Genomic DNA, 25,478 nt, shown 5'->3' on the forward strand with positions numbered 1-25,478 from the left:
AAAGGAATCGTTCAAAAGGAGTCGTTCAAGCAAGGCCTTAAGCATAGGATTAGACAGGCGAACTAAAAGCTCCACATAAGCTGCAGGTAGCCCAAGGTGGAAGCCGACTGGCCGAACAGGCTGGCGTTCGAGCCGTCGAAGCGCTGCGCGATCAGGCTAAGTTGCCAGTCATCCGCCAGCGAATACTGGTAGGTTAAGCCGACAAAAAAGGAGTCATCATCATAGTAGCTGGCATTGGCACTGAGACGACTGAGCGGCGTCAGATCAAAACCCAGATCCAGATAATAGGTCCAGGTGGTGAAACTCAAAGTACGGGCCGAGAGCGGCAAATTCAGGTAGAGCAAGGCACTGTCGACGCTCAGGGGCGACGAGATATAGAGGGCGGCGCCCAGCATGCGCCAGTTGGCATCAGTGGCGAAGCTGTAATCCATCTCCAGGGTCGCCACAGTACTGGCCTCAAGTATCTGTGTCGCGCTTGCGAGCGACTGCGTAGTCCTAGACTGGGCATCGACAGGCGCCACGTATGACGTATTTATAGGATCGAAATGGGTCACCTCGCCCCGCAGCCCCGCGCCCCAAATATCGCCAGCGAATCCGCCGCCAAACACCCTGTCATCACGGGTCTCGCCGAGTATCAGCTGCCAATCCCAGCCGAAGTCATAGCCAAAAAAGTTATGCCCAAGATAGCGCCCGGCGTACTGACGATTAGTGGGGCCAATCGATACATCATTTATTGCGCTATCTGCCCCCTGGCTATAGACAAACTCCAGCTGGCTGGCGTAACCCAATTGGCGGCTAAGCTTAAGAGCATCGACCCCGCGGCGCTCGGCATAGTCGACATCATAGATAGAGTAGGCGTTGAAGATATCATTGGGATTCCACAGGGTGCTCATGGCCCAGTTAACCCTAAAGCGCCCGGCGACCAGCTCCCAGTTGTCAGCAAACTGCCAGCTCAAATAAGCGCGATCTAACTGGCTGTTGCCGATCCAGCCGTCGCTATCTAGCCAGTTGGCCGACAGATCCCAGTAACCGGGATCCCAGGCGAGCAGGTCACCGTATCCAGGCAGCCTGCCGCTGTCCCCGACCATGAGGCGATTGCGCAGGCCAACATTCACCCTGAGCGACTGCCAGCGATACTCGGCGTCGATACGATTATGCAGCAGGCTGTCCCACAGCTGCTCGCCCTCGGCCGGGGCAATGACAGAGCCGAGATAACTCACATAGCCCTTGACCTGCCAGGGCTGCTCTGGCGTAACGCCAGGAATGGGCGAGGCTAAAGCCGCAAGACTTAACACAGCCGCCCAAAGGCAGAGGGTGGCAGTCAACATTGGCCTTAACCCTAGCTTTAGCATAAGCACTCAGCCGCCCGATTCATTGGCGACGATCCTCAACCAAGCGACCATCCTCGAATACGATCACCCGCTTGGCCCTGGCGATCACCCTGGGATCATGGGTCGAAAAGATAAAAGTAGTGCCCTCCTGCTCATTGAGCGACTGCATGATATCCAGCAGCTCGGCGGTGCTCTTGGCATCCAGGTTGGCGGTGGGCTCATCGGCCATCACAAACCTCGGCCTGGGAGCCAGAGCCCGCGCAACGGCTACCCTCTGCTGTTGCCCGCCCGACAACTTGGCGGGGATCTTATCCTGCTGACCTGCCAGCCCCACCTGGGTGAGCAGCGCCATGGCCCGCTCACGACACTCGTCCTCGCTGTGGCCCTGCAGCTGCATGACAAACTCGACATTCTCCAGCGCCGTCAGCACCGGCAGCAGACTATAGTCTTGAAAGATGAAGCCCACATGGTCGCGGCGAAAGGCGATTAGCGCCTGCTCGCTCAGGTGGGTGATATCCTCGCCGTCGATAAACACGGCTCCGCTACTGGGAGTATCTATGCCACCTATCATGTTCAGCAGCGTGGTCTTGCCCGAGCCCGAGGGGCCCATTATGGCGACAAACTCGCCCTGGGCTATGGTGAGGTCCAAAGACTTTACCGCCGCCACCGGAAAGTCACTCTCGGGGTTATAGATCTTAGTTAATGCTTGAATCGCTATGGTCATTAAATATCTGACTCCTTTGGCCCTAATGCTTCTGCGACATGGCGTCTACCGGACGCTGCTTGACTATCTGCCGCGCCGGATAGAGGGCCGCCAGCAGGCTCACAATCACCACCATCGCCAGGGTTGAGAGATACTGACCGAGGGTGACCTGGGGATAGAGGGTGGTCGACACCCCGAAGGCGCCGAGTCCATCGGCCATGTTACCAAGGGGGATGCCTGTGTTTGCCAGCAGCGCTATCACCAACATGCTGAGCAAGAGGCCAAGTAGCGCCCCCGTCAGCCCAAGCAGCAGAGACTCCAGCAGGATCAGCCCCATTATCTTGCGCTTCACCATGCCGATGGCCATCAGCACGCCAAACTCCCGCGTGCGCTCAAACACCGCCATCAACATGATGTTGGCAATTCCCAGCCCCAGCGCCGAGATGAAGATCAGCAGAATCACCGCGTTGCTGGTGTCCATCTGAGCGATAATGGTGGCCAGCATGGGCTGGATCTCTTGCCAGTCGCGCACCCTGTTCTGGGGCGCCAACACGCTCGACAACCTCCTGGCAAGATCCCTGGCGCGGCTATTATCCAGACTATCGCTCTTTGTCAGGCGAATGGCGATCTCATGCACGCCATCCAGCCCCGCCAACGCGGTCAGATCGGCGCGGCGCACATAGGCGTTGGCCTCATCGAAGGTGCTGGAGGGGGAGCGATAGAGGCCCGCCACCCGAAACGCCGCGCCGCTAACCGCCTTATCGGCGTTGCTGAAGGTAAGCACCACCTTGGAGCCCAGCCTTAACTTGAGGCGGCTCGCCGTTTTCTCCGAGATCACTATGGGGTGGCGTCCACCTGCTTCGAGCCAGCCACCCTGGGTGATATTGTCGGCGATGGGCGTCACCCAGGCCTCGGCGACAGGGTCGACGCCATTGATGCGAATGCCGCGACTCGCCCGGGGTGAGGCCAGCATGCCCTGCACCACAAAGCGCGCCGAGACACCTTGCACCTCAGGGATCTCACTAAGCTTAGCCAGCACGGGCTCTGGCGCGCGTATCTGGCTATTGATATCCGGGTCGAGCAGATAGTCCTTGTTATGCACCTGCAGGTGGCTGGTCTGCCAGGCGACAGCGTTATCTATCATGTTGGCGTACATGCCCGTCATGAAGCCTAACATCACCACCACGCCCACCAGGCCAAACACCATGGCGCACACCATGATGCTGGTGCGCAGGCGGTTACGCCACAGATTGCGCCAGGCCAAAAGGGCCAACATGGGCGGATGCCAGACTGGCCTATCCTTGTTCATCATCGCCTCCTTTGAGGGCCGCCACCACCACCAGATGCTGGGTGCGCCACAGGGGGTAACAGAGGCACAGCGCCATCAAGCTGAGGATAATTAACACCTGATTGCGTACCAGCGCCAGCGATACCTTCATGGGCATCACAGGCTCCCAGCCCATCTCAAGCATCATCTTGGCGGTCTCGCCAGTCAGAGAGATGGGATGATAATAGAAATAACCTATCACCACGCTACTGACCCCGAGCCCCAAGGCCGTCCCCAAGGCGGCGATCAACAAGGATTCTATCATCACCAGGCGCAGCAAGGTCAGGCGCGCCATGCCGGTCGCCAGCATGACGCCAAACTCCCGTCTGCGCTCCAGTGTCATCATCAAGATGGTGGCAAACAGGGCGAAGCCGACGATAAGATAGAGCAGGCAGATCATAAACAGGCCGCCGGCCCTATCCAGGGCGATCTGCTGCGCCATCTCAGGGGCCAGCGACTGCCAGTCCCGTACCTTGACCCTGTCACCATAAAGCGCAGAAAGCCTCTCGGTCAGAGGCGCCACCTCATCCAAGTCGTCGCTATGCAGCACCCAGGAGGTCACCTGATCACCGGTTGAAAACAAGCCTTGGGCCGCGCTCAGGGGCATATAGACCAACTGATTGTCCAGCTGCGCCAAGGGGAAATGCAGTATGCCGGCGATAGGATAGACACCGGCCGCCGTCTGACCATGGTAGCCCTGACCATAGAGCACCAGCTCATCGCCGACACCTAGTTTCAGATACTCCGCCAATCCTTGTCCCAGCAGCACCTGCTGGGCACCCGGGGTTAAGTAACGACCAGCCACCAGCTTGTCATCTATGCCCGAATAGTCGCTCTCAAGCTGTGGCCGCACGCCATACACCAGCACGCCTTTGGAGCGCTCCTCGCTGGAGGCCAAAAGGAAAGATTCGATTCTGGGCAGGGCGTAGCTGATGTGGGGTAAGGCCTTGGCCGGCGCGATAAAGCCATCATCGCCGGGAAGCAGGTCTTCGATGCTCTCTGTGATGGCATACTCGGGAGATTGCAGCTGGATCAGGCCGGTAGAGAAGCGGGCACTGTTGTCGATATTGTGCTCGTAACTGCCCTCCTGCATGCTGCGCATAAAGAGGGAGAGAAACAGCGCCAGCGCCAGGGCGAAGGCGGTCAGCAGGGTGCGCCGCTTCTGCCGCCAGAGATTGCGCCACGCCAGCTTAATCAACATGCCTCACCCCTATTCTTGTATCTAAGTCTCTGTACCTAAGTCTTTGTACCTATGTCTTTGTAGCTTAGGCTTAGCGTCTTAGATTTATCTCTGTGTTAGTCCCGCAGCGCCTTCATCTGCTGCTGAGAAAAGAAATCATCATCTATCTCGAAATCAAATGCCGCCTCATGGGTGATAAGCTCGGTGCGCTGCCCCGGCTTATCGGCCGGGATCATCACCATCTTGGTGGCTAAGATGCGCCCGCCCATCTCCTGAATACCCGAGGTGGTCAGGGTGTTTACCAGCTCATCGAACTCGTCGAAAAATTCCACCTTACGCTGCAAATAATCGCGACTCGAGATCCACAGACGGATACGGCTCCAGACCACTGGCGCGTCTGGCTTGGCAAAGGCATCGATGACGAAGCAGTCATCCCCCTCGATCGATTCGTGCTGCACCAGCTGATGGCGATAATCGACCACTATGGAGGACTGATTGATAAGATCGTCATTGGTGAAGTCTGAGCCCATCCAAGACTGACTCAACATGGAGGGAGCTATCTTGATGATACGCTCGATGGCGGGCACCCAATTCCACATCTCACGGTAGCGTTTGAGAGACACGCTGCCCTTATCCTTCGCCGGCGCCGTCACCAGTACCAGCGACAGCTCCTGCCCCTTGGTCCAGCTCTTCATGCTCATGGAGCGCGTCCAGTCCGGGCGCACGATGTTCATGGTCGCCACCACATAGCTGGACTTGCCGCGCATCTGCTCGTCGGCGCGGCGCACTATCTCGCGCGCCTCCAGGGCGTCGCTACTATTTATAACCGCAGTCTCGGCAACCCTAGCCTCTGAAAGCAAACTCTCAGCAGCCAGAGTTTCGGCTGTCGCTGAAATTGGTGCCATACACACCTGGGCAAGGCCTAGCATGCCCGCTAACCAAGGTCTCGCTCCATCCATGTCGACGCCTCCAACAATTGCTCAAATGCCGCACTAAACACTAAAACTTTAGACTATAACTTGTTGTCTTAAAAGGAAACAAACGAAAGTGTGACCCGCTTCTTTCCCTCACTCTTAACTTACTTAAACCTTTTTCCTAGGCCTTTTCTCTGTCACCATGGCTTGGCGGTGTCGAGGTCACCAGAAATTCCAGCACCTGCTCGCCGCCGTTGCGCAGGCAGTGAGCCTGACCCGGCGCCACATGCATCCCCTGGTGAGCAGTGAGTCTATGCTCGATCCCCTCCACCTCAAGCAGTGCCGTGCCCGACAGGATAAAGAAAAACTGCTCCGCCACCTTATGGTAGTGACGCTGCTCGCCCCTGCCCACAGGTACCCGCTCCTGAATCACGCTTAGCGCAGGACGCTTCACCAGATGCCAGCCATCACAGGCTTTGCCTTCCATATCCTGTTCGCCCCAAAGATAGTGCTCACTGTTGTCGCGACTGACCACCGTCATCGATACCCACTCCTCATTCCCGCTGCTAGATTAATCTATGATGCGACCAAGCTAATGCTAAGACTCAGCGAGTGCAATAAGCGTCGGGGTATTTAGCTAATGCAACATAGCGCTGGCACAAGAAAAAAGGAGAACTTAGTTCTCCTTCTTGCGACTCATTTTCTTGATTCAATCATCAAGGTTCATTTTCAATAACTCATGTTTCAAAAGCAGTAAATAACGCTAATGCCTGATCGAGTTTTAGTGGGCCTTTGCCGCCGAGACCAATGCCTTCTGCACATGTTCCGGCACCACATCGTAACGGCTAAAGGTCATGGCAAACTGACCATCGCCGCCGGTTAAGGATTTCAGCCGGGTCGAGTAATCGTCGACGGTGGCAAGCGGTGCCTCGACTTCCACCTCGACCTTGCCATTGCCTTGAGCCTGAGTGCCGCAGATGATGCCGCGATTGGCGCTGATATCCCCGGTAATGTCACCCACATGCTCCTGAGCCACCTGCACCTGCATCTCGACGATCGGCTCCAAGATCACAGGGTTGGCTTCCTGCACGGCATCGAGGAAGGCCTTCTTACCCGCCATCACGAAAGCGATCTCCTTCGAGTCGACGCTATGATGCTTACCGTCCAGCAAGGAGACGCGTACATCCTGCATAGGGAAGCCCGCCACGGCGCCGCCGTTCATCGCCTCTTTCACCCCTTTCTCGACCGCAGGAATGTATTGGCTCGGCACAGAGCCACCCACCACCTTGCTGACAAACTCGAAGCCTGCGCCTCTTGGCAGCGGCTCGACGGTGAGCTCCACCTCACCAAACTGACCGGCACCGCCAGACTGCTTCTTGTGACGGTAACGCGCCGTGGCGCTGCGGGTGATGGTTTCGCGATACGCCACCGCGGGCACATCGGTTTCCATATCCACGTTAAAGAGATCATGGGCCTTCTCCAGCGCGATCTGCAGATGCAAGTCCCCCTGACCTTGTAGAATCGTCTGTCCTTCGGCCTCGTTCTTGGCGATATGCAGGCTAGGATCTTCCACCACCAGCTTGTTGAGCACCTCGGCGATCTTCTGCTCGTCGCCGCGGCGCTTGGCCGACACCGCAAGACCGAAGATAGGTTGTGGCAGCACCAACTCAGGCAGGTGGAACTCATCTTCGTCGTGACTGTCGTGAAGCACGGCGCCCACAGTTAGCTCATCCACCTTAGAGATGGCGCAGATATCGCCTGGCACCGCAGAGTTCACGCTGATCTGCTTGTCCCCCTGCAGCTTAAACAGGTTGCCCACCTTGATGGGTTTACGACCATCGCCGATAAACAGTTTCATCCCCAGAGAGATGGTGCCCTGATAGACCCTAAACACTCCCATGCGACCAAAGAAGGGATCGATGGCCACCCTAAAAACATAGGCCAGGGCGTGATCTTCGCTGGACTGGGTCACATCCACCGGCAGGGCCGATTCCCCTTGCCCCTTGATGAACTGGGGCGGGTTGGCCTCTAATGGATTGGGACTGAGTTTAATAATCAGCTCCAGCAGCGCGCCTATGCCCACCTGCTGCTCGGCGCTGGTGAAACAGACAGGCACCAGATGGCCCATGCGCAGCGCGGTTTCCAGCGGGGCATGCAGCTGCTCGGGCGTAAGGTTTTCCCCTTGCTCAAGATACAGCGCCATCAGCTCATCGTCTTCCTCCAGCACAGTATCCACCAGCTCATCGCGGGCGCTGGCTACATCGTGGAACAGGGCCTCGCCCTGCAACTCGGGCTGCGGATGCAAATAACAGTCGATCACATCATCCAGGGCGGCGTTAGGCAGATTCACCGGCAGGCAGCGATGACCGAACTTGGTTTGGATCTCATCGAGCAAGCCCGCCAGATTGGCGCCATTGCCATCGATATGGTTAATCGCAATGAGCACCACCTTACCCTGTGCCCTTGCAGCCTCGAAGGCGCGCTGGGTGATGGTCTCTATGCCGGTGGCGGCGTTGATCACCAAGAGCACAGACTCCACGCCGCTAAGCGGCAACAAGGCACGGCCAAAGAAATCGGGCAGGCCCGGGGTGTCGATGAAATTGATGTGATGATTGTCGAAATCGAGATTGAGGAAGGAAGGTTCTAGGCTATGTCTGTGGTCTTTTTCCTGGGCAGTGAAATCAGCATGATTTGTGCCCTTGTCCACCCTGCCTTTTTGGGCGATCGCCTCGCCCTGGAACAGCAATGCCTCGAGCAGAGTGGATTTACCCGCCCCAGTGTGTCCGAGCACCGCCAGATTCCGGATCTGCTCCGTGGTAAACTCAGCCATATCGGCCTCCTTTGATCTGTTATATCAATAGGTAACAGCACCACGACCTCTTTCCCTGCCACTAAAATCGTGTTTGCTGCAAACAAAAACAATGTGTTGTGATCGGTCTATTAACAACCAGTATAGGCCTGTCACCCTGCCTTGCTTTTGATCGAGATCACGCTTTAACTCACAGGGTTAATTTAGCTAACGCCTGTCACAAACAGCGAACATATGTAAGCTAAAATAGTCGGTGTCGAAGACTTTTAAGTCCCAGGTGATTGTATTGGCCCTCAAGCTACTGTAGTCTGCTGCTCTATTAACGTCAGTTCAGACGGACAACGCGGGCTTATGCAGGCTAGCAGCGAACCGCGACAGCGCTTGTCCCAATAGATTATTGATGGAACGCCCTAACCAGTATGCTCGAGAAGCCTAACCACAAGACGCAGCGCCGGGACTCGCAAACCGCGGCGCGAAAACTCAGCGCCAGTGAATATAGGCACAAGAATGCCACCACCACCCCTGAGATGCGTCAATTTATCCAGGAATCGAAACTACCGGTGAGCCAGCTGGCAAAGGTGCTCAACATCAGCGAAGCAACGGTGCGTAAATGGCGTCGACGTGACTCCATCGAGGACACGCCCAACACCCCTCACCACCTCAACACCACGCTAACGCCTATGCAGGAGTATGTGGTCGTGGGGCTGCGCTACCAGCTGAAGATGCCGCTGGACAGGCTGCTCAAGGTGACCCAGGAATTTATCAATCCCAATGTGTCCCGCTCCGGCCTCGCCCGCTGCCTCAAACGCTACGGGGTATCGCGCATCCACAACATCGAGCGTCCCGAGGTGCCGGATCATTACTTCAACCAGCTGCCCATCGCCCAGGGCAGCGATATTGTCACCTATACCTTAAATCCAGAGACCCTGGCCCATACCCTGGCGCTGCCACAGGCCGACGGCGACACAGTGCTGCAGGTGGCCTCGCTCACCCTGCCGCCACAACTGGCGGACGCCGAGCCAAGCTCGGTACTTTTGGGCATAGATCCCCACAGCGACTGGATCTACTTAGATATCTATCAAGACGGTAACACCCAGGCCACCAAGCGATACATCACCCATCTGCTTCGTCAGGGGCCGTTTCATCTGCGTAAGCTTTTGGTACGCAACTATCACACTTTCTTACAGCGCTTCCCAGGTGCCACCATGGCACAGCTAACACCCGGCGCTGACATACAGATACCTGAGCATCAGGTAGCAAGCGGAGACTCATAATGAGCCAGACCGAAACATCAAAGACGTCAAGCGATCAGCGCCTCAACAAGCGTCTGAAAGATATGCCCATTGCCATCGTTGGCATGGCGAGCATCTTTGCCAACTCACGTTATCTCAACAAATTTTGGGATCTGATCTGCGACAAGATTGACGCCATTACCGAGGTGCCAGACACCCATTGGCAGGTCGACGATTACTACGACAGCAACAAGAGCGCGCCGGACAAGAGCTACTGCAAACGCGGCGGTTTCATGCCCGAGGTTAACTTCAACCCTATGGAGTTTGGCCTGCCGCCCAACATCCTAGAGCTGACCGACACCTCACAGCTGTTGTCACTCATCGTTGCTAAAGAGGTGCTCGCCGATGCCAAGCTACCGAGCGACTACGACAGAAACAAGATAGGCATTACCCTAGGTGTGGGCGGCGGTCAGAAGATTAGCCACAGCCTCAACGCCAGGTTGCAATATCCAGTGCTCAAGAAGGTGTTCAAGCACAGCGGCATCAGCGACGCCGACAGCGAGATGCTGATCAAGAAGTTTCAGGACCAATATGTCCACTGGGAAGAAAACTCCTTCCCGGGCTCCCTGGGCAATGTGATCGCCGGGCGTATCGCCAACCGTTTCGACTTAGGCGGCATGAACTGCGTCGTCGACGCCGCCTGCGCCGGCTCGCTGGCAGCCATGCGCATGGCCCTGAGTGAACTGGTGGACGGCCGCGCCGAGATGATGATCACCGGTGGTGTCTGTACCGACAACTCCCCCTCCATGTATATGAGCTTCTCCAAGACGCCAGCCTTCACCACCAACGAGACGGTGCAGCCCTTCGATATCGACTCCAAGGGGATGATGATAGGCGAAGGGATAGGCATGGTGGCCCTGAAGCGTCTAGAAGACGCCGAGCGCGATGGCGATCGCATCTATGCGGTGATCAAGGGCGTAGGCGCCTCGTCGGACGGTAAGTTTAAGTCTATCTACGCACCGCGCCCCGAAGGCCAGGCCAAGGCGCTCAAACGCGCCTACGACGATGCCGGATTCCCGCCACATACCCTAGGGCTAATGGAAGCCCACGGCACGGGTACGGCCGCCGGTGACGTGGCCGAGTTTAACGGCCTCAAGTCTGTGTTCAGCGAAGGCTGCGAGACGACCCAGCATATCGCCCTGGGCTCGGTGAAGTCGCAAATTGGCCATACCAAGTCGACCGCTGGCACCGCCGGGCTTATCAAGGCGGCGCTGGCATTGCACCACAAGGTGCTACCGCCGACCATCAATGTGGACCAGCCCAATCCTAAGCTGGATATCGCCAACTCGCCTTTCTATCTCAATACCGAGACGCGCCCCTGGCTGCCACGCCCCGACGGCACCCCGCGCCGCGCAGGTATCAGCTCCTTCGGCTTTGGTGGCACCAACTTCCACTTCGTGCTTGAGGAGTATCAGAGTGACCACGGCAGGGATCTGGGCAAGCTGACCCAATTCCGCCAGCGCGCCGTGCCTCAAAGCTTGCTACTGAGCGCCGCCGACAAGACGGGGCTTATCGCCACCATCAGGCAGCTCGTTGCAGACGCAGAACAACAATCCCTCTATGCCCTGGCCGCTCAACATCCGCTGCGCGCGCTTGACGCCAATGCCCCGCGTCTTGGCCTGGTGGCTAGCGACACAGACAGCCTCAAGACCCAACTTAATCAGGCGCTAAGCCGCCTGGAAGCGGGCGATGAGGCCCACTGGTCGCTGCCTGGCGGCCTGCACTATCGCAGTAGCAGTCTGACTAACCCTAAAATGGCGGCGCTGTTTGCCGGACAAGGCGCCCAATACCTCAATATGGGGCTTGAGCTTGCCTGCCACTTCCCTGAGATGCGCGAGCAATTTGTAATAGCCGACAAGGTGTTTGCCAGCCAGGATAAGACGCCGTTGTCACAACTGGTGTACCCGGTGCCAGTCTTCACGACTGAGCAGCGCAAGGCACAAGAGGCACTACTGACCAATACCGCTAATGCACAGAGCGCCATCGGCGCCATCTCCATGGGACAATACACCCTGCTCAAGCAAGCCGGCTTCACGCCCGACATGGTGGCAGGCCACAGCTTTGGTGAACTCAGCGCCCTGTGCGCCGCCGGGGTAATAGGCCTCGAAGACTACTACCAGCTGACATTCGCCCGTGGCGATGCCATGGCCAGCCCAAGTGCCGAGGGGGCCGATCGCGGTACCATGTATGCCATCATCACCAAAACCGCCGAGGATCTGACTCGACTGGAATCTACCCTTGAAACCTTTGAGGGGGTTAAGGTCGCCAACTACAACGCGCCGACCCAGCTGGTGATCGCAGGCCCAACCGAATCGACCACCCAAGCGGCCAAGGCCCTTAGCGAGCTCGGCTTCAAGGCGATCGCCCTGCCGGTATCCGGCGCCTTCCATACGCCACTGGTGGGCCACGCCCAGGCACCGTTTGCCGAGGCGATCGACAAAGTGAAGTTTGCCAAACCGGCGCTGCCTGTGTACGCCAACGCCAGCGGCGCTCGCTACGCCAATGTCGCCAAGACCATCAAGAATGAGTTTAAGCAGCACATGCTGCAATCTGTGCGCTTTAGCGAGCAGCTAGAGGCCATGTACGCCGATGGTGCGCGCGTCTTCGTCGAGTTTGGCCCGAAGAATATTCTACAGAAACTGGTGGAGAACACCCTTAGCGACAAGCTAGATACCCTGTGCACCATCAGCCTCAACCCTAATCCTAAGGGCGATAGCGACCTGCAACTTCGTCAGGGCGCCATGCAGCTTGCCGTCTGCGGCATCGCACTGGATGAGATAGACCCGTACCAAGCCGAACCGGCCCAGGCGGAGCCTGTCTCCCCCATGAATATCACGCTCAACGCGACAAACTACATCAGTCCGGCGACCCTGGCAAAGATGGAAAAATCCCTTAACACGGGCACCATCACGCCACAGACCCGAGTGCAAGAGAAGATAGTGGAAGTTGAAAAACTGGTCGAAGTCGAAAAAGTTGTCGAAAAATTTGTAGAAGTAGAGAAGATAGTGGAAAAATCGATCCCCGCAGCCCTAGCGCCACAGGCCAATGACTCTCATGGCTCAGTCATCAATACACCTGCCATCCAGACGTTACAGACAATCGCTGGCGATGATGCCCTGACGGCACTGTTCGCCGCCCAGCAACAGACGGCTCAGCTGCATCAACAGTTCCTGACCATACCTCAGCAGTATGGTGAGACAGTCACTCAGCTGATGACGGCGCAGGCACAGATGGCCGCCGCCGGTGTGGCGATCCCTGAAAGTCTGCAGCGCGCCATGGAGCAGTTCCACCAACATCAGGCGCAGACGTTACAGAGCCATACTCAGTTCCTCGAGATGCAGGCCCAGAGCAATCAAAGCGCCCTGCAACTGATGGGACAAGGCGGTCAACCGCTAACGCCTAGAGTGCAAGCCGCGCCGCTAGCGACGCCTGTTATTCAGCCTCAATCTCTGCCAGCAGAGACGCCCGCCGTCCAGAGCGCACCTGTAGCGGCATCGGCACCAGTGATTCAGCAAGTGCAACAGGCGCCTCAGACTCCTGTCGTAGCAGCACCAGTCCATACCGCAGAGGTTCAGGCGCCTGTGCCTGCGACCCCAAGCACTGCTGCAAAATCGAGTGCAGACGAGATTCAGAAGACCATGCTTGAGGTGGTCGCCGACAAGACAGGTTATCCCACAGAGATGCTGTCGCTTGAGATGGACATGGAGGCCGATCTCGGCATCGATTCCATCAAGCGGGTGGAGATCTTAGGCACAGTGCAGGATGAACTGCCGGGTTTGCCCGAGCTCAGCCCGGAAGATCTGGCCGAGTGTCGCACCCTGGATGAGATCGTGGCCTATATGGAAAGCAAGCTGCCGGCCGCAGGCGCTCACATTACAGAAACCGCCGCTGGCGCAACTCAACAAGCCGCCGCGGGCACTGTTGCTACAATAGAGGTTCAAAACACAGCTACTAGCGGTTTATCTTCGACACAAGTCCAAGAGACCATGCTCACAGTTGTGGCCGATAAGACAGGCTACCCTACCGAGATGCTCTCACTTGAAATGGACATGGAGGCCGATCTCGGCATCGATTCAATCAAGCGCGTAGAGATCTTAGGCACGGTTCAGGATGAGCTACCGGCTCTGCCTGAGCTGAGCCCGGAAGATCTGGCCGAGTGCCGCACCTTGGGTGAGATCGTTAGCTATATGAACAGTAAACTACCCGTCGCAGGCACTCTCATTTCAGAAGTCACCACAGGCGCTGTTGCTACCCCAGAGGTTCAAAACACAGCTACTAGCGGTTTATCTTCGACACAAGTCCAAGAGACCATGCTCACAGTTGTGGCCGACAAGACAGGCTACCCAACCGAGATGCTGTCGCTTGAGATGGACATGGAGGCCGATCTCGGCATCGATTCCATCAAGCGGGTGGAGATCTTAGGCACTGTGCAGGACGAGCTGCCAGAACTGCCTGACCTCAGCCCGGAAGATCTGGCCGAGTGCCGCACCCTGGGTGAGATAGTTAGCTATATGAACAGTAAACTACCCGCCGCAGGCGCTCATATTCAACAAGCCACCGCAGGCGCTCATGTTCAGCAAGCCGCGGGCTCTATGAACAGCCAACAGCCAACCGCAGGTGCACCTATTCAGCAAGCCGCCGCTGGCTTGTCTTCGACACAAGTCCAAGAAACCATGCTGAGCGTGGTCGCCGACAAGACAGGTTACCCAACTGAGATGCTGGCCCTTGAGATGGACATGGAAGCCGACCTAGGTATCGACTCTATCAAGCGGGTGGAGATCTTAGGCACAGTTCAAGACGAACTACCGGGACTACCGGATCTCAACCCAGAAGATCTGGCCGAGTGTCGCACCCTGGGAGAGATCGTCGCTTATATGAATAGCAAGCTGCCCGCCGCAGGCGCTCACATTTCAAAAGCCGCCGCAGGCGCTACAGTCAGCCCAGAGGTTCAAAGCTCTGTTGCGACTGATAGCCTGTCATCAACACAGGTACAGCAGACCATGCTGAGCGTGGTGGCCGACAAGACAGGCTACCCAACCGAGATGCTCGCCCTCGAGATGGATATGGAAGCCGATCTCGGCATCGATTCCATTAAACGGGTCGAGATCTTAGGCACAGTTCAAGACGAACTGCCGGGACTGCCTGACCTCAGCCCAGAAGATCTGGCAGAGTGCCGCACCCTGGGTGAAATCGTCGCTTATATGAATAGCAAGCTGCCCGCCGCAGGCACTCATGTTCAACAAACCGCCGCGGGCGCTTTGGCAGAAACGACGGGCAACCAGGAGCAGAGTGTCTCGGTTACCCAGGTGCAAGCCATCTCCGCCGAGCCGCTGGTCGAGTTGCCACCTCACAGCGAGGTCGCGCTAAAAAAGCTTGAAGCGGCGAAGCCTGATGCCGAGGGTTTCGCCGCCAATGCTACCCTGGTGATCCAAGACGATGGCCACAATGCCGGGGTACTGGCCGAGAAACTCAGCAACAAGGGACTCAAGGTCGTAGTTTTGCGCCTGCCAGAAGGTCAGCCTCAGTCACCGCTGAGCAGCGCCATCGCCAGCTGGCAGCCAGAAGGACTGGCTGAGCAAGATGTGATGCAGGCGATAGCAGGAATTAGCGCAGACCACGGTAACATTGCAGGTTTTGTACACCTACAGCCTCAGCAGGAGGCCAACGCTGTCTCAGGGCTACAACTGAGCGACGCTGGCTTTAGCCACCTGAGCTCGGCGTTCCTCTGGGCCAAGCATCTGCAGGCGCCATTGAGCGCGCAGACGGGTCGTCGCTGCTTTGTCACCGTCAGTCGTATCGACGGCGGCTTCGGCTACCTGGATGCTAAGCAACTGGCCAAGAGCGAACTCAATCAGGCCGCGCTTTCGGGTCTCACCAAGACTCTGAGTCATGAGTGGCCAGGCATCTTCTGCCGCGCGTTGGACTTAGCGCCAGAGATGAGCGCGGCGCAGCTGGGCGATGCCCTGCTCGCGGAACTCATGGACAGCGACAGCGGTCTCAACGAGGTCGGTATCAGTGTCGATGCCGGCGGCAAACTGTGCCGTCATAGGCTACAGCCGGGTGAAGCGGCGATAAAAACCGCAGAATCCCAGCTAGATAGCTCAGATAAAATACTGGTGACCGGGGGTGCAAAAGGGGTGACCTTCGAATGTGCCCTGGCACTGGCTAAGCGTTGCCAGTCGCACTTTATCCTAGCCGGTCGCAGCGAACATGTTAGCGCGAAGGATCTACCAGAATGGGCCCAAGGCAAGACTATCGGCGAACTTAAGCAGGCCGCAATCGCCCATATTATGGCTAGCGGTGACAAGCCGACGCCTAAGCAGGTCGATGCCCTCATCTGGCCGGTAAAGAGCAGCCTTGAGATCCAGGCCGCCCTCAACGCCTTCGAGGCGGTGGGTGCCTCGGCTGAATATCTGGCGATGGATGTCAGCAAGGCCGAGGCGATCGAGCAGGCTCTCGGCGCCATCAATCAGCTAACGCCAATTACAGGACTCATCCATGGTGCGGGCGTACTGGCCGATAAACACATACAAGACAAAACCTTAGATGAGCTTGGGCGAGTCTACGGCACTAAGGTGGCAGGGCTTAAGGCGCTGCTAAGCGTGATCGATCCCGCCCAGCTCAAGCTGGTTGCCCTCTTCTCCTCGGCGGCGGGTTTCTATGGCAACACGGGCCAGAGCGACTACGCCATGGCCAACGAGATCCTCAACAAGGCGGCACTGCAACTGACTCAGTTAAACGAGCAGACCAAGGTGATGAGCTTTAACTGGGGCCCTTGGGATGGCGGCATGGTCAATCCTGCGCTGAAGAAGATGTTTGTCGATCGCGGCGTCTATGTGATCCCACTGCAGGCGGGTGCCGAGCTGTTTGCCACCCAGCTACTGGGTCACAGCGGCGTGCAGCTGTTAATCGGCAGCGACATGCAAGGCAACACAGCTAAAGCCAATGAGGTAAGCTCAGTAAAAAAGCCTGATGCGGATGAGGTGCACGTCGCACAGCATCCGCTGCCGCCTGTCACCTTAACGCGCCAGTTAACGCCCGCGACCATGGCCTTTGTCTCAGACCATGTGATCGGCGGTAACCCGGTATTACCGACGGTTTGTGCTATCCAATGGATGCGTGAAGCCGCTCGGGCGCACATTGGCGCCCCGGTAAAGGTGCGCAGCTACAAGCTGCTCAAAGGCATTATCTTCGATACCGAAGCGCCGCAAACCTTAGTGCTTACGCTAACCCCTGAATATAAGGGCGATAGCCTGACGGCCATTCAGGCCTTAATAAGCAGCGAGGGACGGCCGCAGTACCAGGCGAGCCTTTGTTTGATGGATAGCGAGGACAGCTCGGCGCCAATCAAGGCCTTCGAGGGGCTGTACAGTGGCGAGGCGGTCACCGATGCCAGCACGCTCTACAGTGACGGCACCCTGTTTCATGGGCCAAGACTGCAGGGATTGGATAAGGTTGTGAGGTTCGATGAGCAGGGGCTTCTCGCCTCTGTTAGCCTGCCCCAGGTGCGCGAAGCCGACTGCGGCGAGTTTGTACCTAGCCTAAGCAGCGCAGGCTGTCAGCCTTTTGCCGAGGATCTCTTGCTCCAAGCCATGTTGGTCTGGGCAAGGCTCAGCTATGGGGCGGCCAGTTTGCCATCGGCCATCGACGAGTTCATCAGTGTGCAGCCGATGCACGGCGGCGAAACCGGCTATATCGAGCTGAACGTTGACAAGAGCAATCGCAGAAGCCTGACGGCCGATGTGGCGCTTTACCATCAAGATGGCCGCCTGAGCGCCCTGATGAAAGGGGCCAGGATCACCATCAGCTCAACCCTCAATGCCGCCTTCGTGCCGCACGGCGCACGCGGTGAAACGGCCAACGAGGAGGCGATGCAGTGACCCAGGAGTTTGGCCAAAAGGTAAGCAATGCTAACGCTAACAGCGAAGGCGCTACTCCACTACGGGTAGCCCTCTTGCTGTTGCCAAAAGATTCAGCCTTGCCCGATACCTTAGCCAATCAGCCAGTTCGTGAGCTGCAAGTTGACCAAATTGAGCCTAAGTTAACCGAGGCTGAGCAGACTGAGAATAAGCTGGCTCAGACGCTGGAGCAGGCAGTGAGCTGGGTCGCCACAGGCGATCTGGTTTGCCTGCAAGGCGCCCAGCAAACTATGCTGCTGATGCCAGCGCTCAAGGCGGCGCAGCACAAGCTGCACCCTCATGCCCATCTGGCGGCGCTGCAATATGGTCAAAGCCAGAACAGTGCACTGCAAGGCGCGCTGGCACAGGCCAAACGCCAACCGGATAGTGTCCAATGCAGAGCGCATATCGATGATATGAACAAGGGCTTCGACGCCTTGTGTCGCCTGATCGCTGATATTGCACAGCGAACCATTAGGCGTTCAGATACTCGGCGTCACTACTGGTTTACCGAGCCCTATCAGGGACGAGTGGCGACGCTTACCCTGGAGAATACCCAGCCTCAGCAAGCACAAGGGAAAGCGCAAACTCATCTGGCCATGGTGCTGACACAGGGCACAGGCCGGCTCAAGGCGCGTTCGCTACTGTCGGCCAGCCAGCTGTTCTTTCTGTTACCCGGTAGCAGTGAAGCCGCGCTCAACCAAGGTCTCTGGGCCCTGGCGGCGGCCTTGGATAAGCTCGCCTTATCACAGACCGAGCCCTTAGCGCGCGAGATGGCGATCATTGAGCTGATGCAGCAAAATCTCGATGCCTTTGTCACCAGCGGTCCGACACGTTTTGTGATCTGTCTACAGGCCATAAGTATCGAGGCGCTTGGGCAGGAGATCACCGCCATGAGCCAGGCGCTGGCCAAAATCTGTAAGGAGAAAGGGGAATACCGCACGCCATCGGGTAGCTACTTCAGCGCCGCGCCGCTGGGTCAGGCCAAGCTAGCCTTCGTTTATCCCGGCGTTGGCACCATCTACCCTGATATGCTGCATGAGCTACATAGCTACTTTCCGGCGTTGTTTAGCCGCTTGCAGCAGCAAGGGGATCTCAAGGCGATGCTGCAGGCCGATATGATCTATCAAGAAGATAAGGCCGACACTCAGCAGATCCCTCTAAGCAAGATGGCCATTGCCGGTGTGGGCGCCAGCTACCTGCTGACCAAGCTCTTGGTGGATGAATTTGCAGTGCAGCCGCACTTTGCCCTGGGTTACTCCATGGGTGAAGCCGCCATGTGGGCCAGCCTGGATGTGTGGCAAGATCCCCATAGCTTGATCGATAAGACCCTGAGCGAGCCCCTGTTTACCGAGGAGATCTCAGGTCCGCTCAAGGCGGTTCGTCGTCACTGGCAACTGTCAGACAAGGATCCTCTCGAATGGAACAGTTTTCTGGTGCGATGCCAAGGCGATGATATTCAGCCTTTGCTGGAGCGTTACCCCAGAGTCTATCTTGCCATCACCCAGGGGGATACCTGCGTGATCGCTGGCTGTCAGGCCAGTTGCCAGGCCCTGTTACAGGAACTGGGTAAACGTGGCATAGCCGCCAACCGCGTCACCGCCATGCATACGCCACCAGCCTTAAGCCTGCAGTCGCAGGTGCAGGCCTTCTATCATCAGGCGATCATGGCCGAGGCCGCCGAGCATCCGGTCAAATTTATCAGCGCCGCCAGCCTCATCGATGGCCAAGATGGCGCCGTCAACGAAATTCAGTCCCTGAGCGCCGAAGCTATCGCTACCTCGATAGCCAAGACCTTCTGCCACCGCCTCGATTTTGAGTCGCTCATCCAGAGCGCAACCCATCAGGGGGCTGCGCTATTTGTCGAGGTCGGTGCCGACAGACAAAACTGCACCCTGATAGATAAAATTCTAAAAGCCAGCGAGACACCTCATGTCAGCGTGCCGGTCAATGCCCGCGGCGCAAACGAGGTGATCACCCTGCTCAAAGCCTTGGGCACACTGATCAGCCACAGAGTTCCCGTCAGCCTCACTGTGCTGCAACTGGGACTCAAGCGTGAACTGGCTAAGCTGCAACAGCGCAGCGCTCAAGGTGAGCCACCGCTCGCCAATCCCCTATTTCAAGAGGAAGTCTAATGCCTTCAAATGAAGCGCCTTCTGCCAAACAAGTGCCCCCAAAGACCCAAGGTCATGGCAAGATTGCCATCGTGGGTCTGGCAAACCTCTACCCAGACGCCAAGACCCCTAAGCAGTTTTGGCAAAACCTGCTCGACAAACGCGACTCTCGCACCCAACTCAGCGATGACAAGCTCGGCGCCCACTTAGCCGACTATCGCGGCGAGCAGGGCGAAGCCGATCGCTTCTACTGCGACAAGGGCGGGTATATTGAAGATTTTCACTTTAATCCCTATGGCTATAAACTGCCGCCCGAGCAGCTCCAAGGGATGGACGATAGCCTGCTGTGGGCGCTGGACACCAGTCGCAATGCCCTGCTCGATGCGGGCATTGCCCTGGATTCTCCTCAGCTATCACGCTGCGGCATCATCATGGGCACCCTCTCTTTCCCTACGGCAAAATCGAATGAGCTGTTTCTGCCCCTCTACCATAAGGCGGTAGAAAAAGCCCTCAAGCAGAAGCTGGCCTGCCCAGACTTCAGCCTGAGCGACTATAACGCCCATCGCCCCGCAGCCAACACCTTAGACGTTGCCAACGGTGCCATCGCCCACAACGCCTCTAAGCTAGTGGCCGATGCCCTTGGCCTTGGGCGCGTTCAACTTAGCCTGGATGCCGCCTGCGCCAGCTCTGTCTATTCGCTCAAGCTGGCCTGCGACTATCTCAACACGGGCAAGGCCGATCTCATGTTGGCGGGCGCGGTGTCCGGCGCAGATCCCTTCTTCATCAACATGGGCTTCTCCATCTTCCACGCCTATCCAGAGCACGGCTTCTCGGCCCCCTTCGATCGCAATACCAAGGGGCTGTTTGCCGGAGAAGGCGCCGGAGTTCTGGCACTCAAACGCCTCGAAGACGCCGAGCGTGATAATGATAAGATCTACGCCATCGTCAGCGGCATCGGCCTGTCTAACGACGGCAAGGGACAGTTTGTGCTCAGCCCCAACAGTAAGGGGCAAGTAAAGGCCTTCGAGCGTGCCTATCGCCACAGTGGCGTCGATCCTAAACAGATTGAAGTGATCGAATGCCATGCCACGGGCACCCCGCTGGGAGACAAGGTAGAGCTGGCCTCTATGGAGCAATTTTTTGCCCCTAGGCTAGAGGGTGCGAAGCCGCCCATGATAGGCTCGGCCAAGTCCAACTTAGGGCATTTACTTACCGCCGCGGGCATGCCGGGGATCATGAAGATGATCTTTGCCATGAATCAGGGCCTGCTGCCCCCAAGCATCAACCTCAGTGAGGCCATCGAGTCGCCAAACGGCCTATTTGGCGCTCATACCCTGCCAAGTCAAGTGACGCCTTGGCCGGTTAAGGTCGATAACGCAGCGCGATTAGCCGGGGTGTCGGTATTTGGCTTCGGCGGCTGTAATGCTCATCTGTTGTTAGAGTCCTATACACCCACAGAGTGCGAGCCTTCAACCACAGCGACATCGCCGCAGTTAACTGCGCCTTGTCACAACGGCTCGACACCACAATTTGTGATCAGTGGCATTGCGGCGCATCTCGGCCCACTTGGCAGCATTAACGCCCTCGACACCTGTATTCGCCAAGAGCAAGAGGCCTTTGTGCCCCTGCCACCAGCGCGCTGGAAAGGGTTAGATCAGCACCCAGAACTGCTAGCACAATTTGGCCTGGACTCGGCTCCCCAAGGCGCCTATGTAGATAGCTTCGAGCTGGATTTCCTGCGCTTTAAACTGCCCCCCAATGAAGACGATCGCCTTATCGGCCAACAGCTGATGCTGATGAAAGTCGCCGACGAAGCCATACGCGACGCAGCGTTACAGCCAGGGCAAAGAGTGGCCGTCTTGGTCGCTATGGAGACAGAGCTGGAACTGCACCAGTTCCGCGGCCGGGTAAACCTGCACACTCAGCTCAAACAGAGTCTGGATGCCATGGGGGCCAGCCTGAGCGACAGCCAATATCGCGAGCTTGAGGCCCTAGCGATGGACAGCGTGCTCGACGCCGCCAAGCTAAACCAATACACCAGCTTTATCGGCAACATCATGGCCTCGCGTATCGCCTCCTTGTGGGACTTCAGCGGTCCGGCCTTCACCATCTCCGCTGGCGAGCAATCTGTGGGCCGCGCCCTGGATGTGGCGGAAAATATCATGGTGCAGGAGCAGCTTGATGCCGTGGTGATCGCCGCGGTCGATCTCTGTGGTAGCCTGGAGCAGGTGATGCTAAAAAACGCCATCGCCCCTGTGGCCAGTCAGAGCCATCCAAACGGCTGGCGACTGGCGGAAGGCGCCGGCGCCCTGGTACTGGAAACCACAACCCACCAAAGCCAGCGTAGCGCTAAAGCCTATGGCAAGATAGAGAGCCTCAACTTTGGTCCTCAGCACCAATTAGCGCGCCTGTGCGATGAGCTATTGACTCTCAATGGCACAGATGCCGAGCAGATCTCACTGGTCGAGATGAGTGTGGCGCCTTGCAGCCAGCATCAGCCCCAACAGCTGATAGCGCAGCTGCCTACGGCGCAGGCTCGTCTGATGCAGAGCGACCAACAACTGGGCCACAGCTTTGCCGCCGCCGGCATGACCAGCCTTATCGCCACACTGCTGCGCATGACACAAGAAAGCGCAGGCAACGCCCTGGTCGCCAACTTCAGCGAAGATCAGAGCGCCTTGGTGCACCTTACTCAAACCCACGCCCAGCGCAGCGCGCTGACCCAAAGGCTAGACCAAGATCTCACTACCCATGAGGGGCGTAGCCTGATCAAGCGGGTCACCCTGGGTGGACGCGGCATCATAGAACACATACTGACTCAGCCGCTGACGCAACTGTCAGCGCTGCAAGATAAGTTGGCCGCGGCCAATGGACAAGTTCAGACTAAACCGAAAAAAGTGGCCAAGCTTGTAAGCTATTTAGGCCAGGTTAATTCGAACACGACTCAAGCATCACAGTTTGCCACGCCGTCGATGACAGGCGGTGCAACAGGTAACTTACCCACTATGACCCAGCATTCAGCTAAGCCACCAGGCTCACCGATCAGCAACCCTGATCTCAGCGCCTTTCATGACAATCAACAAAAGGTGCGTCAGGCCCATCTAGCTTTCCTCAAGAGCCGTGAATCAGGCCTGAAAGTGGCCGACCTGCTGCTTAAGCAGCAACTGGCCCAAGCCATAGGTAGCCCATCGACGCCAGCTTCGGCCTCAAGCGTCACCCAGATGCCACTTAGGCCAACGCATGATCTGGTCGCGCCATACCGCGCGCCCGTCCCCGAGCATAAGCCCTGCATCTGGGACTATCACGACCTGGTGGAATACGCCGAGGGCGATATCGCCAAGGTATTCGGCCCCGACTATAGCGTCATCGACGGCTACTCGCGCCGGGTGCGCCTGCCCACCACAGATTATCTGCTGGTATCACGGGTCACCAAGCTGGACGCCAAACTGGGCGAATATAAGCCCAGCACCATGACCACGGAATACGACATTCCCGTCGACGCCCCCTACCTGGTGGACGGTCAGATCCCCTGGGCGGTCGCGGTGGAATCGGGTCAGTGTGACCTCATGCTAATTAGCTACCTGGGCATAGACTTCGAAAACAAGGGCGAGCGTGTCTATCGCCTGCTTGACTGTACCCTCACCTTCTTAGGGGATCTGCCCCGTGGTGGCGATACCCTAAGATATGAGATTAAGATCAACAACTTCGCCCGCAATGGCGATACCCTGCTGTTCTTCTTCTCCTACGAGTGTTTCGTTGGCGATACCATGATACTCAAGATGGATGGCGGCTGCGCCGGTTTCTTCACCGACGCCGAGCTGGCTGACGGTAAAGGGGTGATCCGCACCGAGGAGGAGCTGCTGGCCCGTAGCCGCGCCACCAAGCAGACCTTTAACCCACTCCTGGATTGCCCGCGCACCCAGTTCAGCTATGGCGACATCCACAAGTTGCTGTCGGCCGATATCCAAGGTTGTTTCGGTCCCTCACATGCTGGACCTGCTCAGCCCTCGCTCTGCTTCGCCTCGGAGAAGTTCTTGATGATCGAAGAGGTCAGCAAGGTAGAACAAAACGGCGGCGCCTGGGGCCTTGGACTGGTCGAGGGCCATAAGCAGCTGGAGCCTAACCACTGGTATTTCCCTTGCCACTTCAAGGACGATCAGGTGATGGCCGGCTCACTGATGGCCGAGGGGTGTGGTCAGTTGCTGCAGTTCTACATGTTGCACCTTGGCATGCATACCCAGACCCAAAACGGTCGTTTCCAGCCGTTGGAAAATGCCTCGCAGAAGGTGCGTTGTCGCGGCCAGGTGATCCCGCAATCGGCCCGTCTCACCTACCGCATGGAGGTGACAGAGATAGGCTTCAGCCCACGCCCCTTTGCCAAGGCGAATATCGATATCTTGCTAAATGGCAAGGTGGTGGTCGACTTCCAGAATTTGGGGGTCATGATCAAAGAGGAAGCTGAGTGTACCCGCTATCCGGATCTCGATACTAAATCTACCAACGAAAAGCCAACCGAGGCGACACAAGTCAAAAAGGTTCAAGGTGCATCAGCCAATGCACCGCTAATGGCTCAGATCCCCGATCTCAACGCCACACCCAACAAGGGGGTAATTCCGCTAACGCATGTGGAGGCGCCTGTCATCTCTGACTATCCTAACCGGGTACCCGACACAGTGCCTTTTACCCCCTATCACCTGTTCGAATTCGCCACTGGCGATATCGAGAAGTGCTTCGGCCCTGAGTTCGCCATCTACCGCGGCATGATCCCGCCGCGTACGCCTTGCGGCGATCTGCAGCTCACCACCCGGGTGATAGAGGTCAATGGTCAGCGCGGCGACTTCAAGCGTCCCGCCAGTTGTATCGCCGAGTATGAGGTGCCACGCGATGCCTGGTATTTCGATGCCAACAGTCATCAGGCGCTGATGCCCTACTCTGTGATGATGGAGATCGCCTTGCAGCCAAACGGCTTCATCTCGGGCTACATGGGCACTACCCTCGGTTTCCCAGGTCTCGAGCTCTTCTTCCGTAACCTAGATGGCAGCGGCGAACTGCTGCGTAAGGTGGATCTGCGCGGCAAGACGATAGTCAACGACTCGCGCCTGCTCTCTACCGTGATGGCGGGCACCAATATCATCCAGAGCTTCAGCTTCGAGCTGAGCACAGATGGCGAGCCCTTCTATCGCGGCACCGCCGTCTTCGGTTACTTCAAGGCCGAGGCACTTAAAGATCAGCTAGGCTTAGACAACGGCAAGACCACTCAGCCCTGGCATCAGGCCAAGGGTATTACACCGGATATTCGGGTCGATCTGCTGGACAAGGGCGGCCGCCACTTCAACGCGCCAGCGGGCCAGCCTCACTATCGTCTGGCGGGCGGTCAGCTCAACTTTATCGACAGCGTCGAGATCGTCGATAACGGCGGCACCCACGGCCTGGGCTACCTCTACGCCGAGCGCACCATAGATCCGAGCGACTGGTTCTTCCAGTTCCACTTCCATCAGGATCCTGTGATGCCGGGTTCATTAGGCGTTGAAGCCATCATAGAAACCATGCAGACTTATGCCATCAGCAAAGACTTGGGCGCCGGGTTCGCCAATCCGAAATTTGGCCAGATCCTCTCCAACATCAAGTGGAAGTATCGTGGTCAGATCAACCCACTGAACAAACAGATGTCGATGGATGTGAGCATCACCTCGGTCAAAGAGGACACAGGCAAACTGGTGATCACCGGCAATGCCAGCCTGAGTAAGGATGGTCTGCGGATCTACGAGGTGAGCGACATCGCCATCTGCATCGAAGAAGCCTAAGCACAAACAAAGATGTAGACAGCACGATAGAAACACATAGATTGAGCAACATAAGAAAATCGGTCGATGCGGGCCATGCCTAACAAAACAGGCATGTTCCCGGGTC

At 57.4% G+C, this 25,478-nt stretch carries 11 protein-coding genes; 4 read left to right on the forward strand and 7 right to left on the reverse strand.

Annotation, left to right across the window (positions count from 1 at the left end; all coding sequences use genetic code 11):
• Window positions 1-62 precede the first annotated feature (62 nt).
• The 7 genes from K0H80_RS13570 to fusA all read right to left on the reverse strand — a co-directional run bounded on the left by K0H80_RS13570 (window position 63) and on the right by fusA (window position 8,285).
• Window positions 63-1,328, reverse strand: a complete 1,266-nt coding sequence (locus K0H80_RS13570) for a hypothetical protein (RefSeq protein ID WP_220071920.1) — start codon at window positions 1,326-1,328, stop codon at window positions 63-65.
• 43 nt (window positions 1,329-1,371) lie between these two features.
• Entirely contained in the window at window positions 1,372-2,055 is a 684-nt protein-coding gene (locus tag K0H80_RS13575) for an ABC transporter ATP-binding protein (protein WP_220071921.1), read from the reverse strand.
• Window positions 2,056-2,077: 22 nt separating this feature from the next.
• Window positions 2,078-3,346: an ABC transporter permease gene (locus K0H80_RS13580; RefSeq protein ID WP_258406096.1), complete on the reverse strand. Its 1,269-nt coding sequence runs from the start codon at window positions 3,344-3,346 to the stop codon at window positions 2,078-2,080.
• On the reverse strand, window positions 3,330-4,562 hold the full coding sequence (locus K0H80_RS13585; RefSeq protein ID WP_220071922.1) for an ABC transporter permease: 1,233 nt from the start codon (window positions 4,560-4,562) through the stop codon (window positions 3,330-3,332). Before K0H80_RS13585 ends, K0H80_RS13580 begins: the two co-directional genes overlap by 17 nt.
• A 95-nt stretch (window positions 4,563-4,657) precedes the next feature.
• Window positions 4,658-5,500: an outer membrane lipoprotein-sorting protein gene (locus K0H80_RS13590; protein ID WP_220071923.1), complete on the reverse strand. Its 843-nt coding sequence runs from the start codon at window positions 5,498-5,500 to the stop codon at window positions 4,658-4,660.
• A 136-nt stretch (window positions 5,501-5,636) separates the two neighbouring features.
• On the reverse strand, window positions 5,637-5,996 hold the full coding sequence (locus K0H80_RS13595; protein ID WP_220071924.1) for a cupin domain-containing protein: 360 nt from the start codon (window positions 5,994-5,996) through the stop codon (window positions 5,637-5,639).
• 240 nt (window positions 5,997-6,236) lie between these two features.
• A complete protein-coding gene (fusA, locus tag K0H80_RS13600; RefSeq protein WP_220071925.1) occupies window positions 6,237-8,285 on the reverse strand; it encodes an elongation factor G in 2,049 nt (682 codons plus the stop codon).
• A 398-nt stretch (window positions 8,286-8,683) separates the two neighbouring features.
• Here fusA and K0H80_RS13605 point away from each other — a divergent pair, with 398 nt between their 5' ends.
• Genes K0H80_RS13605 through K0H80_RS13620 form a run of 4 tightly spaced genes read left to right on the forward strand, consistent with a single transcriptional unit; the run spans window position 8,684 to window position 25,372 of the window.
• Window positions 8,684-9,538: a helix-turn-helix domain-containing protein gene (locus K0H80_RS13605; RefSeq protein ID WP_220071926.1), complete on the forward strand. Its 855-nt coding sequence runs from the start codon at window positions 8,684-8,686 to the stop codon at window positions 9,536-9,538.
• Window positions 9,538-17,436 carry a type I polyketide synthase gene (locus tag K0H80_RS13610; RefSeq protein ID WP_220071927.1) on the forward strand — a complete coding sequence of 2,633 codons (7,899 nt, stop codon included), beginning with the start codon at window positions 9,538-9,540 and terminating at the stop codon, window positions 17,434-17,436. The genes K0H80_RS13605 and K0H80_RS13610 overlap by 1 nt, the downstream gene beginning before the upstream one ends.
• Complete coding sequence (locus K0H80_RS13615; protein WP_220071928.1) at window positions 17,433-19,589, forward strand: PfaB family protein; 2,157 nt, start codon at window positions 17,433-17,435, stop codon at window positions 19,587-19,589. The genes K0H80_RS13610 and K0H80_RS13615 overlap by 4 nt, the downstream gene beginning before the upstream one ends.
• Complete coding sequence (locus K0H80_RS13620; RefSeq protein WP_220071929.1) at window positions 19,589-25,372, forward strand: hotdog fold thioesterase; 5,784 nt, start codon at window positions 19,589-19,591, stop codon at window positions 25,370-25,372. The genes K0H80_RS13615 and K0H80_RS13620 overlap by 1 nt, the downstream gene beginning before the upstream one ends.
• The last annotated feature ends 106 nt before the right edge of the window (window positions 25,373-25,478 follow it).

Origin of the sequence: Shewanella aegiceratis (assembly GCF_019457495.1) — a bacterium.
In the GTDB taxonomy this organism is placed as follows: Bacteria; Pseudomonadota; Gammaproteobacteria; order Enterobacterales; family Shewanellaceae; genus Shewanella; species Shewanella loihica.

Bases quoted from the DNA above. Each gene is read 5' to 3' on its own strand.
- K0H80_RS13570 (WP_220071920.1), bottom strand. From the start codon at position 1,328: ATGTTGACTGCCACCCTCTGCCTTTGGGCGGCTGTGTTAAGTCTTGCG.
- K0H80_RS13575 (WP_220071921.1), bottom strand. From the start codon at position 2,055: ATGACCATAGCGATTCAAGCATTAACTAAGATCTATAACCCCGAGAGT.
- K0H80_RS13580 (WP_258406096.1), bottom strand. From the start codon at position 3,346: ATGATGAACAAGGATAGGCCAGTCTGGCATCCGCCCATGTTGGCCCTT.
- K0H80_RS13585 (WP_220071922.1), bottom strand. From the start codon at position 4,562: ATGTTGATTAAGCTGGCGTGGCGCAATCTCTGGCGGCAGAAGCGGCGC.
- K0H80_RS13590 (WP_220071923.1), bottom strand. From the start codon at position 5,500: ATGGATGGAGCGAGACCTTGGTTAGCGGGCATGCTAGGCCTTGCCCAG.
- K0H80_RS13595 (WP_220071924.1), bottom strand. From the start codon at position 5,996: ATGACGGTGGTCAGTCGCGACAACAGTGAGCACTATCTTTGGGGCGAA.
- fusA (WP_220071925.1), bottom strand. From the start codon at position 8,285: ATGGCTGAGTTTACCACGGAGCAGATCCGGAATCTGGCGGTGCTCGGA.
- K0H80_RS13605 (WP_220071926.1), top strand. From the start codon at position 8,684: ATGCTCGAGAAGCCTAACCACAAGACGCAGCGCCGGGACTCGCAAACC.
- K0H80_RS13610 (WP_220071927.1), top strand. From the start codon at position 9,538: ATGAGCCAGACCGAAACATCAAAGACGTCAAGCGATCAGCGCCTCAAC.
- K0H80_RS13620 (WP_220071929.1), top strand. From the start codon at position 19,589: ATGCCTTCAAATGAAGCGCCTTCTGCCAAACAAGTGCCCCCAAAGACC.